Origin of the sequence: Methyloceanibacter sp., assembly GCF_035650995.1 — a bacterium.
In the GTDB taxonomy this organism is placed as follows: domain Bacteria; phylum Pseudomonadota; class Alphaproteobacteria; order Rhizobiales; family Methyloligellaceae; genus Methyloceanibacter.
Genome location: NZ_DASRGO010000052.1, coordinates 39815 through 51801, shown reverse-complemented (window position 1 = coordinate 51801; position 11987 = coordinate 39815). Strand labels below are relative to the sequence as shown.

Annotated in this window: 14 protein-coding genes and 1 tRNA gene; 3 read left to right on the top strand and 12 right to left on the bottom strand. The window is 63.5% G+C overall.

All coding sequences use genetic code 11. The features are described 5' to 3' along the window. Window positions 1-123: 123 nt before the first annotated feature. The 4 genes from ccoP to ccoN are packed head-to-tail and all read right to left on the bottom strand — an operon-like array spanning window position 124 to window position 3581. Window positions 124-993, bottom strand: coding sequence for a cytochrome-c oxidase, cbb3-type subunit III (ccoP, locus tag VFB18_RS04940; protein ID WP_324971653.1), 870 nt, complete (start codon window positions 991-993; stop codon window positions 124-126). Window positions 994-998: 5 nt separating this feature from the next. Further along, a complete protein-coding gene (locus tag VFB18_RS04935; protein WP_324971651.1) occupies window positions 999-1172 on the bottom strand; it encodes a cbb3-type cytochrome c oxidase subunit 3 in 174 nt (57 codons plus the stop codon). A 9-nt stretch (window positions 1173-1181) separates the two neighbouring features. Beyond that, a complete protein-coding gene (gene ccoO, locus VFB18_RS04930; RefSeq protein ID WP_324971648.1) occupies window positions 1182-1916 on the bottom strand; it encodes a cytochrome-c oxidase, cbb3-type subunit II in 735 nt (244 codons plus the stop codon). Window positions 1917-1928: 12 nt separating this feature from the next. Then, a complete protein-coding gene (gene ccoN, locus VFB18_RS04925; protein WP_324971658.1) occupies window positions 1929-3581 on the bottom strand; it encodes a cytochrome-c oxidase, cbb3-type subunit I in 1653 nt (550 codons plus the stop codon). A 200-nt stretch (window positions 3582-3781) separates the two neighbouring features. On the opposite strand from ccoN, the gene VFB18_RS04920 reads away from it, so the two are divergent. Further along, window positions 3782-3979 (top strand): hypothetical protein, encoded by a 198-nt coding sequence (locus VFB18_RS04920; protein ID WP_324971645.1) that lies wholly within the window; start codon window positions 3782-3784, stop codon window positions 3977-3979. A gap of 9 nt (window positions 3980-3988) precedes the next feature. Here VFB18_RS04920 and VFB18_RS04915 read toward each other — a convergent pair whose 3' ends face one another. Beyond that, entirely contained in the window at window positions 3989-4504 is a 516-nt protein-coding gene (locus VFB18_RS04915; RefSeq protein WP_324971642.1) for a hypothetical protein, read from the bottom strand. Between the two features lie 358 nt (window positions 4505-4862). Beyond that, window positions 4863-5141: a hypothetical protein gene (locus tag VFB18_RS04910; protein WP_324971639.1), complete on the bottom strand. Its 279-nt coding sequence runs from the start codon at window positions 5139-5141 to the stop codon at window positions 4863-4865. Between the two features lie 201 nt (window positions 5142-5342). Here VFB18_RS04910 and VFB18_RS04905 point away from each other — a divergent pair, with 201 nt between their 5' ends. Next, window positions 5343-5783: a response regulator gene (locus VFB18_RS04905; protein WP_324971636.1), complete on the top strand. Its 441-nt coding sequence runs from the start codon at window positions 5343-5345 to the stop codon at window positions 5781-5783. Window positions 5784-5908: 125 nt separating this feature from the next. On the opposite strand, the gene VFB18_RS04900 is transcribed toward VFB18_RS04905, so the two are convergent. Next, a tRNA-Ser gene (locus tag VFB18_RS04900) sits at window positions 5909-6001 on the bottom strand. Between the two features lie 274 nt (window positions 6002-6275). On the opposite strand from VFB18_RS04900, the gene VFB18_RS04895 reads away from it, so the two are divergent. Next, window positions 6276-6941 carry a hypothetical protein gene (locus VFB18_RS04895; RefSeq protein ID WP_324971633.1) on the top strand — a complete coding sequence of 222 codons (666 nt, stop codon included), beginning with the start codon at window positions 6276-6278 and terminating at the stop codon, window positions 6939-6941. 40 nt (window positions 6942-6981) lie between these two features. On the opposite strand, the gene VFB18_RS04890 is transcribed toward VFB18_RS04895, so the two are convergent. The 5 genes from VFB18_RS04890 to VFB18_RS04870 form a co-directional block, all read right to left on the bottom strand. Continuing rightward, the gene (locus tag VFB18_RS04890; RefSeq protein ID WP_324971630.1) at window positions 6982-7248 is read right to left on the bottom strand and encodes a hypothetical protein; all 267 of its coding nucleotides are present in this window, start codon (window positions 7246-7248) and stop codon (window positions 6982-6984) included. 317 nt (window positions 7249-7565) lie between these two features. Further along, window positions 7566-9161, bottom strand: a complete 1596-nt coding sequence (locus VFB18_RS04885; protein ID WP_324971628.1) for a glycosyltransferase family 39 protein — start codon at window positions 9159-9161, stop codon at window positions 7566-7568. Window positions 9162-9173: 12 nt separating this feature from the next. Beyond that, a complete protein-coding gene (locus VFB18_RS04880) occupies window positions 9174-10148 on the bottom strand; it encodes a quinone oxidoreductase (protein WP_324971625.1) in 975 nt (324 codons plus the stop codon). After that, window positions 10145-11617 carry an Asp-tRNA(Asn)/Glu-tRNA(Gln) amidotransferase subunit GatB gene (gene gatB / locus VFB18_RS04875; RefSeq protein WP_324971622.1) on the bottom strand — a complete coding sequence of 491 codons (1473 nt, stop codon included), beginning with the start codon at window positions 11615-11617 and terminating at the stop codon, window positions 10145-10147. Before gatB ends, VFB18_RS04880 begins: the two co-directional genes overlap by 4 nt. 56 nt (window positions 11618-11673) lie before the next feature. After that, a complete protein-coding gene (locus tag VFB18_RS04870; protein ID WP_324971619.1) occupies window positions 11674-11985 on the bottom strand; it encodes a chorismate mutase in 312 nt (103 codons plus the stop codon). Window positions 11986-11987 lie beyond the last annotated feature (2 nt).

The following is an 11987-nucleotide window of genomic DNA, read 5'->3' as shown; positions in this document are numbered from 1 at the left end:
CCTCGCTCCGCTCCACACCTGGTGCCGCTTCCGCCATGCGAACGACCGGCGCGTTCCCGGGAACGGCGATGCCGTCCGGACCGTTGTGGACCTTATCGATTATCATTTTTCGCGATGCCTCGCCTACTGGCCGCCGCCCAGCGAATGCACGTAGATGGCGAGCTCCTTGATGGTCTCGGGATCGAGCCGCCCGGCCCAGGCCGGCATCACCCCGCCGCGCCCGCCTCTGATCGTCGCCATGATGGTCGCCTTGTCGCCGGCATAAAGCCATAGCTCGTCGGTCAGATCGGGCGCGCCGATCTTCTGATTGCCCTTCCCGTCGGGGCCGTGGCAGGGCGCGCACGTGCTGGTGAAGATCTTCGCCCCGCGGTCAGCGGCGCCGTGGTCGTCGGCCCTGCCCGACAGCGAGAGCACGTATTCGGCGACGTCGCCGATCTGCCCCTCGTTGAGCACGCCCATCTTGCCGAACGCCGGCATCTGCGCGCCGGGGCTGCGCGTCTGCGGGTCGTTGGCTCTGATGCCGTGGGTGATGGTCTGGTGGATGGCGTCGAGCGTTCCGCCCCACAGCCAGGAATCGTCGCGGAGATTGGGATAGCCGAACCCCCCTTGCGCTCCCCGCCCATGACAGGGGGCGCAATTGTCGCCGAAGGCGGCTTCGCCGCCGGCAAGAGCAAAATTGAGAAGCTCGGGATCGTTGTTGATGGCGGCGAGATCGCTTGCGGCGATCTTCTCCCGGTACACCGCCTTCGCCGCCCTGGCGGCGTCGAGCTGCTGCTGCACCGCAGCGCGCTGGCTGTAACCGAGCAGGCCCTTGGTATAGGTCGAGACCAAGGGCCAGGCCGGCATCAGGAGCCAGTAGCCGATCGCCCAGACGATGGTGGCGTAGAACGTCCACAGCCACCATTTCGGCAGAGGCTTGTTCAGCTCCTCGATGCCGTCCCATTCGTGGCCAGTGGTCTCGACCTCTGTCGCCGCGTCGTGTTTCTTGGCCATGGGGCTCAACCGTCTTTCTCGTCGTTCTCGGGATCTTTTTCCAGCGGCATCCTCGCCGCGCGCTCGAAGCGCTTCTTGTTGCCGGGCCAGAAGGCGTAGAGCACGACCGCGGCGAACAGCACGATGAAGAAGATCAGCGCCACCACCTGCGAGATCGAAGCAACCTGCTCGTAGCTCATGGCGCGCCCCTATCTGAGATTGGGTCCGGCGGCATCGAACGTCGCGAAATTGACGAGCGTGCCCAGCATTTGCAGATAGGCGATCAGCGCATCGAGTTCCGAGATATAGCGCGGGTCGCCGTCGAACTGCCTGACTTGCGCCTTGGGGTAGCGGGCGAGGAAATCCTTGAGCCCCTCGGCATTGGGGTCGACCTGCCGCTCGAGGTCGGCCTTGGCGTCCTTGATCTCCTCATCGGTGTAGGGCACGCCCTCCTCCCTCAGGACGGTGAGGCGCTCGGCGATGTCCGTGTAGTCGAGCTCGCGCCTTGCGAGGAACGGGTAGCCCGGCATCACCGACTCGGGCACCACGGCGCGCGGATCGGTCATATGCGCGATGTGCCACTCGTCGGAATATTTACCGCCGACGCGCGCCAAGTCGGGACCGGTTCGCTTCGATCCCCACTGGAACGGGTGGTCGTACATGCTCTCGGCGGCCAGGCTGTAGTGCCCATAGCGCTCGACCTCGTCGCGGAGCGAACGGATCATCTGGCTGTGGCACACGTAACAGCCCTCGCGGATATAGATGTCGCGCCCGGCAAGCTCGAGCGGCGTATAGGGCCTCATGCCTTCGACCTTCTCGATGGTGGAGGACAGCCAGAACAGCGGCGCGATCTCGACGATGCCGCCGATCACAACCACCAAAAGGATGCCGATCAGAAGAAGGACCGAGCTCTTTTCCAGGATTTGATGCTTTGCCCAGACCATTCCTGCCTCCCCCTATTCAGCCGGCACGGGCCGAAGCTCGGGCGCCGCCGCGATGCGCGGTTGATCCACCACATCGACCGGCTCGTCGCCGCGAATGGTCCGCCAGACGTTGTAGACCATGATCAGCGAGCCGATGACGAAGAGGAGACCGCCAGTCGCCCTGATGACGTAGAAGGGGTGCATGGCCGCGACCGTTTCGACGAAGGAATATTCGAGGAAGCCCAAGCTGTCGTAGGCGCGCCACATCAGGCCCTGGAGGATGCCGGACACCCACATCGAGGTGATGTAGAGCAGGATGCCGAGCGTCGAGACCCAGAAATGCCATTCGACCAGGCGCTGCGAGTAGAGTCCGCGCCGCTGCCATAGCCACGGCACGAGGCAATAGATCGTGCCGAAGGAGATGAAGGCGACCCATCCGAGCGCGCCCGAATGGACGTGCCCGATCGTCCAGTCGGTGTAGTGCGATAGCGCGTTGACCGACTTGATGCTCATCAGCGGGCCTTCGAAGGTCGACATGCCGTAGAAGGCGACCGACACGACGAGGAAGCGGATGACGGGATCGGTCCTGAGCTTGTCCCAGGCGCCCGACAGCGTCATCAATCCATTGATCATCCCGCCCCAGGACGGCATCCACAGCATGATCGAGAAGGTCATGCCGAGCGTCTGCGCCCAATCAGGCAGGGCGGTGTAGTGCAGATGATGCGGGCCTGCCCAGATATAGAGGAAGATCAGCGACCAGAAATGCACAATCGAGAGGCGGTAGGAATAGACCGGCCGCTCGGCGCGCTTCGGCACGAAGTAATACATCATGCCGAGGAAGCCTGCGGTGAGGAAGAAGCCGACCGCGTTATGGCCGTACCACCACTGCGTCATGGCGTCCTGGACGCCGGAATAGAGGATGTAGCTCTTGGATCCGAGCAGCGACACCGGCACCGCCAGATTGTTGACGATGTGCAGCATGGCGATGGTGACGATGAAGGCGAGGTAGAACCAGTTCGCCACGTAGATGTGCGGCTCTTTGCGCTTGGCGAGCGTGCCGACGAAGACAAGGAAGTAGACGACCCAGACGGCGGTGAGCCAGAGGTCTACGTACCATTCGGGCTCGGCATATTCCTTGGACTGGGTCACGCCGAGCAGGTAGCCGGTCGCGGCGAGCACGATGAACAGCTGATAGCCCCAGAATACGAACCACGGCGCCCAGCGTCCGGCGAGGCGCGCGCGGCTGGTGCGCTGCACGACGTAGAACGAGCTCGCGATCAGGATATTGCCGCCGAAGGCGAAGATCACGGCCGAGGTATGGAGCGGCCGCAACCGGCCGAAGCTCGTCCAGGGCAGGTCGAAATTGAGGACGGGATAAGCGAGCTGCCAGGCGATAAGGTCGCCGACTAGGAAGCCGGCCACCCCCCAGAACACGGTGGCGATGACGCCGGCGCGGATCACGCCGTCGGCGTACCCGCCCTTGTCGCGCGGCTCCTTGTTCTCGATGAGTTGGGTCAGGATGTAGAGGAAGGAGAGACCCGCCGCGCCGAGCAAGATGCAGCCGTGGAAGGCGATGACGGCGTCCTTGCCCGCGATGGCAAGAACAAGCCCGAGAAGCGTGAGAAGTCCCGCCGCCGCAAGCGCCGAAAAGTCCGAAAACGCCTTCCACTCCTCACGCTCAAGCATCGAAGCCATGGTCTGATCCCCTTTTTCCGGCCCACCATGCTCCGTGCCGTGCCGGTCCCTCTTTGACGCGGATCAAGGATCGCCATCATTTACGCCCTTGACCCTCTTTGGGCGGCGGATTCGGCGCAGGCTGGCGGCGTGCCCAATCGGCTTCCTATCGAGGGCCCGGTGGCCTATGATCGCACTCGACGGGGTGGGCGATGCGGTTTCTGCTTGGCTTGATCTTAGGTTCGCTGCTCACGATCGGGGGCGCCTATGTCTCCGATCAGCGCGAGGACCCTGCGAACGCGCATCCCATGGTGAACTGGGACGTCGTCTCGCAGAAGCTTGACGTCCTCACCGCCGACTTGAAGCAGAAATGGGATGAGTTCACCCGCCAGATGACGGGACCGCCCTAGGCGCACGTCCTATTGCGCCAAAGCTTCGTTCTGGAGGGGTGCCCGCCTACTCGGCGCGTTAGCCGGCGCGTTGTCCGGCTTGGGCGGAGCGTTCTTCTCTCGCGGGCCCTTCGGATGGGAGCTCGACTTCTCCGATGCCGCATCGCCAACCATGTTCATGCCGGTGAGGAAGGAGGCGCCGCTCCCGATCACGGCAAGAATGGCAACGATGCGAAGGGTATTTTGCAACGTGCGGCGCTGAGGCGCCTCGAGCCTGATCGTACGATTGATATAGGCGACGAAGGCGCTGAACAGTGCCGCGATCGCTCCCGCCGCGAAGAACAGCATCGCCGCGGCGAACTTGGGTTCGACCGAGGATTCGGGGGCCTTGCCGAGAATGGCGAGGAGCACCAGCGCGGCCGCGCCGTTGAGGACCACCAGGACGAGAAGCGCGCGGGCGGCGAGCCGGTTCTGCTCCCGCTCCACGGCGACGCGCTCGAAACGGGGATCGGTCTCGTAACCCGGCTTGGTCGGCATGGCGGTCATCATCCCCCCGTTGTTGGTCGCATTATGACGCGGATCTGATGCGACCGTACCGGACGTTGCGACAGCGCAAGGTGAGTGGCCGAGACGGAGGGATTCGAACCCTCGATACGGCTTTTGACCGCATAAGGGTTTAGCCAACCGCTCCTTCGGCGTTTCGGCCACGTCTTCCGACGGAAGGCTTAGCGATCCGGTGCCGCCCGGTCAACTCGCCCGGCGGGCGCTGAGACGTCTTCATCGTGAGGGTCGCGATCTTGGCGGGACACATTAAGCGCAAACACCGCCTCTACAGCGACCCAAGGCGGGCGGCCGGGCGGCTCCCATCGCGTCGCCAGCGCATCGCAATGGGAGCCGGTTTTCATCAGTCGTGGTGGATTGTCGTTTCGGAATGCTCCTCGACGACCGTTCCTCCGCTCGGAGGCGGAACGGTGGCCTCGACATCCGGGGCCGGCGTGTTCACGTGCACTTCCGCTCCGCGGTTGCGCGGCAGGATGCCGTGATGCTGTTCGACCTCCACGCTCGCGCCAGTGCCCGAATTGACCTCTACGCTCGTATCCGAACCGGCATAGGCAGGGCTTAACGCAAAGAGCGCCGCAATCGCAGCCGCTCCAAACAGATAGTCGCGTTGCACACGTTTCATGCAGAACCTCCTTTGTTTGGTCGACAACGCGCGAGTTCGGCCGAGGGTTCGGCCGGGTACGGATTGGCGCGTTGGCGGTCCAACAGAGTCCGCCCCGTCTTGCTTTCCGGCATCAGCTCTAACCTCGCCGCTTAATCGAAGGGGCTGATGCTGCATGGAACTTTAAGTGCTTCTGGCGGTTACCGATCTTGGGGCGAGACGATGGTTCCCAAGACGCAAGACAAAGGAGACGCATCCCCGGAACCCGGCAACCGGGCGCCCACTATTTTGTTAGTGGATGACGAGGCTCTCATCCGCGCCATGCTCTCCGACTATCTCCAGGAGTGCGGCTACAAGGTGCTGGAAGCCTCGACTGGAGAAGAAGCCATCCTCATCCTCGACACTGCCCACGTTGCCGTCGATCTTGTCTTCACCGATATCTCGATGCCCGGCTCAGTCGATGGTTTTGCGCTCTCGAAGTGGGTTCACGCGAACCGCCCTGGCATGCCCGTCATTCTCACCTCCGGCGATGGCCGGAAGACCGAAGCGGCAATGGAGCTGTGCGAAGACCAGCCGTTCATCGAAAAACCATACGACCTCAAAATGGTGGTCGCTCAGATCAGAGCGTCAATCAACAAAGCAAGGACGAATCCGAAGCGCTGACCGTTGAGGGTCAGGGGGGAGCCCGACCCCGTTTCTCAAGAGCTTTGCGCTTCAGGACAAAGGAGACGGCGGCACGCGCCGGCTCGCGTTCAACCGTGCGGGGATGGAAGCGTAATCGTGCAGGGTGGCGGAGACGGAGGGATTCGAACCCTCGATACGGCTTTTGACCGTATAACGGTTTAGCAAACCGCCGCCTTCAGCCTCTCGGCCACGTCTCCACGACTACGAAGGCTTACTGATCCGGTGCTGGCCGGTCAACTCGCCTGGAACCGGGCAGCGCATGAGCCTCTTGCGGCCAACCGCTAGTCGGTCTCCGGCAGACTTTGGCATAGATGGTGGCCGCCGAAGCAGAAATCCAACGCCGTATTCTGCAACCAAAACGCGTCGTGCAAGTTTTCCAAACGCGGCCACAATGACGGCTCAAGAATGTCTTTAGATCAGGCGATGTGCTAGACTTTTCGGCAACGACAATGAAGGGGGGCGCGCCGCGCGATGGGCCGGCACGCTAACAGACAAATCTTCAAGGTCGCGGCGCTCGCGGCGGTGCTCTGCGCAATTCCGCTCTCGGCAATGGCCGGCGAAGCGAGCTTTTGCGTTGCCTGCAGCGGTCCCGACCAGGTCTATCGCTGCCGGGTCACGGGCGAAGGCTCCATACCGAGCGACGCGCTCAAGCTCTATTGCGTCATCCGCACGGCCAAGGAGGGCCATCACGCCTCCTGCTCGGCCGAGAACGCCACGGCAGCGTGCGCCGGGATCGACAAGGTCTATACCTATGATGGTCCGGCGATCCCCGAAGAGATCGCCCAGGACCCGCGCGTCAAGTCGTTGATGAAGCGGATGAATCACGAAAATCAGGCGTTCGAGAAGCCGAAAGCGGAAACGCCGAAGACCATGGTCGAACTGACCGGCCGAGCGCTCAGCGCCTCGCGCCAAGGGTGGCGCAACGCCAAAGCTGCGCTCGGCGGAGGCTCAAGCCAAGATGCCCAGCCGTTGCCCGTCACGCCGCAGGCCGCCGACGCCGCGTCCGCCACGGCCGATTCTCCCAGCCGGATGCAGCGCGCAAGCAGCGCCATGGGCAACATTGCACGCAAGAGCTACCGCTGCCTGCGGTCGTTCTTCCGCCACTGCCGCGAAGAGGCGAGCGACACCGTGCAGTAAGCACGCCGCCGCCCCCTCCCCGACTTAAGCGAATTGTCGACTAGTGCGTCTGCAGCCACTCGCGGGCGAGCCGCTGCGCTTCCGCGATCTGCTCCGAGGACATTTCCCGCGCGAGCTCGAGGCGATAGGTCAAGGCCGAACGATTGCCGCGCGCGGCCGCGAGGTTGAACCATTTGTGGGCTGCCACGAGGTCGGCCTCCACGTCACGGCCCGTTGCATAAAGCATCCCGAGCTCGAAAAGCGCGTCCGGCATGGCCGTCTGCGTCGCCAGCTCGGCCTTTTCCGTCGAAATGTCCATCCGTGCCATTTTACCTGCCCCTTTTTGTCAGTCCTCTTGTGACCAGCCGAATATTCTGGAAGTACGGTTGACCACTACTGTTGATGATCTCCCCTAAGTGCGGGAGATCATCACGGAGCATTTTCAATAACTCATGAATTCATATGCTTAACGCAAGATCACTAAATCTAAATCACCGAGTAACATTGGTTTACACTGCGACGCGCAGCTGCGGCAAATTGGTTAATCTAAAGGCCAGGCAAGATTTTTTTGACCATTGCCGGTCATCTGGCGATAACCAAAGAATCGATTTGCGCAACCCCGCTGGCGCCTGGGATTGGCGCCCCTCAGCCCTTCTCCCCCGGCGCGAAGAGCTGGATCATCCAGGCCCATTCCTTGGGCTTGGAGGTGGCCGGATAAGGCTGCCACGGCACCTCGATCCGCTCTGCCGCGCCCTTGGGACTTGCCTTGAGGCGATCGAGCTCGCCTTGGGCGATGGCTGGCATGTCTTCGCCCTGCTCGGGGCGCCAGATGACAACCGCCTCAGACCGCGCGTCGACCCCCCTCATCGGCGGCCCATAATTCGGCCGGTCGAGGCAGACGATGCGCGCGTTGGGGAAGAATCGGCGAAGATTGCCGGCGTCGTGGCGACTCAAGGCGACGATGGTGCCGTCTTCGAAACCGCGCGCCTCGAGCGCCTCGGCGAGTCCGGCGTAAGGCGTCGCGATGCGGCATTTGTTGCAGTCGGGTCCCATCGCGTGAAGCGAGTCCCTCACCCTGATCGGGAACACGATGAGAAGCGATGCGGCGAGCACGACGCCAAGCACCTTTGCCTTGCGCGCGGCGTTGTCCATCTGCGCCACCACGCTCAGCATCCACAGCGGCGTGAGCAGGAAGAACGGATGCATGTAGCGCTCGAGATAATGCGAGGCGCCGGTTAGAAGCGCGCCGAGCATGAGCAGGAGGAAGCCGCCGATGCTCATGTGGAGGATGAGGAGCGGCCAGTCGGGCTCGCTTGTTCCCCACGCTTTCGGCGAGGCCGCGCGCTTGATGTCGCACCATGCCTTCGGCACGCAGGCGGGAAACAGGACCGGCAGGATCGCGTCGAGCGGAAACAGGAAGCCGAGCGGCGCATAGATCGAAAGCCCGAGCCCAACCAGCGTCGCCCGCAAGCGATTCACATGCGCCTTTGGCGCGACCGCGCTGCCGTAAAGCGCGACGAGATCGTGCTGGCCGGCGATGAGCCAATAGGCGACCGGTGCCCCGACCACTGCGATCGTGCCGAGGCTCACGAGAAAGCGCGGCGCAAGGATGCGCCTCCTGAGCGCAGGCTGCAGCATGGCGCCGATGAAGAGAAGCAGCAGAAACGCGGCGAATCCCCATTTGCTGATGAGGCCGAGCCCGGCGATCAGCCCGAACAGGAGATAGTCGATGATGCGGCCTTTCTCGGCGACGCGCATGACCGCCCACAGGCTTGCCGCCACGAGGCTGGTGAGAACCATCGAGTGGGTGACGCCCTCATGCAGGTTCCAGGCGAACTGGAACAGGAAGAAGGGCGAAAGCCCGGCGAGAACGGTAAAGCTCCGTTCGCTGAAGATGCGCGTGGCGGCGAGGTAGAGAAAGCCGACTGTGGCGGTGAGCAGCCCGTATTTGATGATGAGGAAGCTCGGCAGCGTCGGGCCGGTCAGCTGTTGCACCGACCACAGCAGCCATTCGTAGAGCGGCGGCTGGCGCGGCACGTAGCCGAGCGCGAGCGTCTGGGTGAGGACGTTGGAGGTGACGTCGTCCTGCGGCAGGTTGTCGGAAAGCGATAGCCTTAAGGTCGAATAGGCAAGTCCGTAAGCAAGTCCAACGCCGACGACGAGGAGGAGGCCAAGGCCCCACGAGGGCGCCGTTGCCTTGCCGTCTCCATTGCCACCCGCGACCGCCGCGTGCCCCGTCATGCCCGATCCTTCCTAGGGCAGAAGAACGGTCGAGCCAGTCGTGCGCCGCGCCTCGAGGTCGCGATGAGCCTCTGCCGCCTCGGCCAGCGGATAGGTCTGGTTGACGGCGATCTCGACCTTGCCTGTGCCCACCACCTCGAACAGGTCGTCAGCGGTGGCGACCAGGTCCTGGCGCGAGGCGATGTAGGTGTAAAGCGACGTTCGGGTGGCGAAGAGCGAGCCCTTCTGCGACAGCAGCGCGATATTGAACGGCGGCACCGCGCCCGAAGACTGGCCGAAGCTGACCCACAGCCCGATCGGCTTCAGGCAATCGAGCGAGCCGGGAAATGTGTCCTTGCCGATCGAGTCGTAGACGACATCGACGCCTTGGCCTTTGGTGTACTCCTTCACCTTGGCGACGAAGTCCTCTTGGCCCGTGTTGATCACGTAGCGGCAGCCGTGCGCGCGGGCGACCGGAACCTTGGCCGATGAGCCGACGGTGCCGATCACCGTCGCGCCGAGCGCGGCCGCCCATTGGCAGGCGATCAGCCCCACGCCCCCGGCCGCAGCATGGAACAGGAGGGTGGTCTCGGGTCCGACTTTATAGGTCCGGCGCAGGAGGTATTGAGCGGTCATGCCTTTCAGCATGATCGCCGCCGCGATCCGATCGTCGATGCCGTCGGGAATTGCGACCACCCGGTCGGCAGCGATCAGGCGCTCCTCGGCATAGGCGCCGACCTGCGCGGCATAAGCGACGCGCTGCCCGATTTTCAGGTCGCACACGCCTTGGCCGACCGCGGTGACGACCCCGGCGCCTTCGTTGCCGGGGACGAAGGGAAACGATGGCTGCGGATACAACCCCGTACGCTGGTAGATGTCGATGAAGTTGAGCCCGACCGCCGTCTGCCTGATCTTCACTTCGCCTGGGCCGGGCGCGCCGACCGAGACTTCCTCCCAGCTGAGGACCTCCGGCCCGCCATACTCATGAATACGGATCGCGTGGCTCATGCGATCCCGAGCTTCTTCTTGAGCAACTCGTTCACCGCCTGCGGGCTCGCCTTGCCGCCCGTGGCCTTCATCACCTGACCCACGAACCAGCCGGCGAGCGCGGGTTTGGCTTTCGCTTGCTCGGCCTTGTCGGGATTGGCAGCAATGACCTGATCGACCGCGGCCTCGATCGCGCTCATGTCGGTGACCTGCACCAGCCCGCGCGCCTCGACGATCTTTCTCGGGTCGCCGCCCTCGGCCCATACGATGTCGAACACGTCCTTGGCGATCTTGCCGGAAATTGTCCCCGCCTTGATGAGGTCGAGGATCGCGCCGAGCTGCTCCGCCGTGACCGGGCTGTCGGCGATGCTGCGGCCCTCTTTGTTGAGGCGGCCGAACAGTTCGTTGACGACCCAGTTCGCCGCCTGCTTGGCGTCGCGCCCCTTGGCAACGGCCTCGAAATAGCCGGCGGATTCGCGCTCGGCGATCAACACGTCGGCGTCGTAAGGCGTCAGGCCGTAGTCCTTGATGAAGCGGGCGCGCTTCTCGTCGGGAAGCTCGGGCAGATCGGCCTTGAGCCGGTCCACATAGTCCTGTGTGAGCTCGAGCGGCAGGAGGTCGGGGTCCGGGAAGTAGCGGTAGTCGTGCGCTTCCTCCTTGGTGCGCATCGAGCGTGTCTCGCCGGTCTTGGCGTCGAACAGGCGCGTCTCTTGATGGATCACGCCGCCTTCCTCGATGATGGCGATCTGGCGGCGCGCCTCGTAATCGATGGCCTGCCCGATGAAGCGGATCGAGTTCACGTTCTTGATCTCGCAGCGCGTGCCGAGCGGCTCGCCGGGACGGCGCACCGACACGTTCACGTCGGCGCGGAGCGAGCCCTGCTCCATGTTGCCGTCGCAGGTGCCGAGATAACGCAGGATCGAACGGAGCTTAGTGATGTAGGCGCGCGCCTGTTCGGAGGAGCGGAGGTCGGGCTTGGACACGATCTCCATGAGCGCCACGCCCGAGCGGTTGAGATCGACATAGGAATATTGCGGGTGCTGATCGTGCAGGCTTTTTCCGGCGTCCTGCTCGAGATGAAGCCGCTCGATGCCGACCACAACCCGCTCGCCGCCCGGAAGATCGACGATGACTTCGCCTTCCCCCACGATCGGATTCTTGTACTGGCTGATCTGATAGCCCTGCGGCAGATCGGGATAGAAATAGTTCTTCCGGTCGAACACCGAATTGAGATTGATCTTGGCCTTCAGGCCGAGCCCGGTGCGGATCGCCTGCGCGACGCAGCCCTCGTTAATGACCGGCAGCATGCCGGGCATGGCGGCATCGACCAGACTCACATGGCTGTTCGGCTCGCCGCCGAACTCGGTCGAGGCGCCGGAGAACAGCTTGGCGTTCGAGGTGACCTGGGCATGCACCTCCATGCCGATCACCACCTCGAACGGGCCGGTCTCGCCTTCGATCAGGTTCGATTTCTCTGCTTTCTGATCCATGTCGCCTGTGGGACTTCAGCCCTCTCTCTTCAGCCTTCTCCCCGCTGGGGAGAGGGTTACTTCTCCTCGTTCGACTCTCGGAGCTTCTCCTCCTCATATTGGATGAACCAGCCGATCATCTGCCGCCACAACGCCTCGGCAAGCTCGGGCGGCAAGCCCATCTCGGCGGCTCTCGCACGCACGCGATCGATCACCTGCTGGATACGCCACGGCACGCGGGCTTCCGCCGGCGAGGCCTTGAGCTGCCAGGCGCGATCGACATAGGTGAAGCGCTCGCCGATGAGATCGACAAGCGCCTGGTCGATCCGGTCGATCTCCGCCCTCACCTCATCCATGTTGCGGCAGTCCTTGGCTTTGCGCGGCGCCATCG

Bases quoted from the DNA above. Each gene is read 5' to 3' on its own strand.
- ccoP (WP_324971653.1), bottom strand. From the start codon at position 993: ATGGCCAAGAAACACGACGCGGCGACAGAGGTCGAGACCACTGGCCAC.
- VFB18_RS04935 (WP_324971651.1), bottom strand. From the start codon at position 1,172: ATGAGCTACGAGCAGGTTGCTTCGATCTCGCAGGTGGTGGCGCTGATC.
- ccoO (WP_324971648.1), bottom strand. From the start codon at position 1,916: ATGGTCTGGGCAAAGCATCAAATCCTGGAAAAGAGCTCGGTCCTTCTT.
- ccoN (WP_324971658.1), bottom strand. From the start codon at position 3,581: ATGCTTGAGCGTGAGGAGTGGAAGGCGTTTTCGGACTTTTCGGCGCTT.
- VFB18_RS04920 (WP_324971645.1), top strand. From the start codon at position 3,782: ATGCGGTTTCTGCTTGGCTTGATCTTAGGTTCGCTGCTCACGATCGGG.
- VFB18_RS04915 (WP_324971642.1), bottom strand. From the start codon at position 4,504: ATGACCGCCATGCCGACCAAGCCGGGTTACGAGACCGATCCCCGTTTC.
- VFB18_RS04910 (WP_324971639.1), bottom strand. From the start codon at position 5,141: ATGAAACGTGTGCAACGCGACTATCTGTTTGGAGCGGCTGCGATTGCG.
- VFB18_RS04905 (WP_324971636.1), top strand. From the start codon at position 5,343: ATGGTTCCCAAGACGCAAGACAAAGGAGACGCATCCCCGGAACCCGGC.
- VFB18_RS04895 (WP_324971633.1), top strand. From the start codon at position 6,276: ATGGGCCGGCACGCTAACAGACAAATCTTCAAGGTCGCGGCGCTCGCG.
- VFB18_RS04890 (WP_324971630.1), bottom strand. From the start codon at position 7,248: ATGGCACGGATGGACATTTCGACGGAAAAGGCCGAGCTGGCGACGCAG.
- VFB18_RS04885 (WP_324971628.1), bottom strand. From the start codon at position 9,161: ATGACGGGGCACGCGGCGGTCGCGGGTGGCAATGGAGACGGCAAGGCA.
- VFB18_RS04880 (WP_324971625.1), bottom strand. From the start codon at position 10,148: ATGAGCCACGCGATCCGTATTCATGAGTATGGCGGGCCGGAGGTCCTC.
- gatB (WP_324971622.1), bottom strand. From the start codon at position 11,617: ATGGATCAGAAAGCAGAGAAATCGAACCTGATCGAAGGCGAGACCGGC.
- VFB18_RS04870 (WP_324971619.1), bottom strand. From the start codon at position 11,985: ATGGCGCCGCGCAAAGCCAAGGACTGCCGCAACATGGATGAGGTGAGG.